The sequence below is a fragment of the Caballeronia sp. LZ028 genome (assembly GCF_031451415.1).
GTDB classification, from domain to species: Bacteria; Pseudomonadota; Gammaproteobacteria; order Burkholderiales; family Burkholderiaceae; genus Caballeronia; species Caballeronia zhejiangensis.
In genome coordinates, this window is sequence record NZ_JARUXN010000007.1 from 1 (window position 1) to 398 (window position 398).

At 64.8% G+C, this 398-nt stretch carries 1 pseudogene; it reads right to left on the reverse strand.

Annotated elements, in window-relative coordinates:
- Positions 1-398: pseudogene (locus QCE58_RS30950) on the reverse strand (filamentous hemagglutinin); the annotation flags it as partial.

The following is a 398-nucleotide window of genomic DNA, read 5'->3' on the forward strand; positions in this document are numbered from 1 at the left end:
GTGTCGACCGTGAAAATCGGTGCGCTCAACGTCCAATGGCCTGCAAGCACGGTCGCGTTGCCGATATCGAGCGTCGATGCGCGCGTGTCGACGGCGCCGCCGCGACCGTTCGCATTCGTCGCGATAATCGTGCCGTCCGCATGAACTTCGCCCTTGTCGGCGACGAGCCACACGTGACCATCGCGGGTCGCAGTGCCGGTCACGCGAATCGCAGCGCTGTTGCCGGCGAGCGCATACACGTTGCCATCGGCGGCTTGCAAGCTGGCTTGCGCCGCCTCGATCGTGCCCGCGTTTATCACCGTGCCGCCGCTTCCCGCCTGCACGAAAACCTGTTGGCCGCCAGCCGCGTCCTGCAATAGCACCTGATTTCCTGCCACCAGTTCAACCGTTCCCTTCGG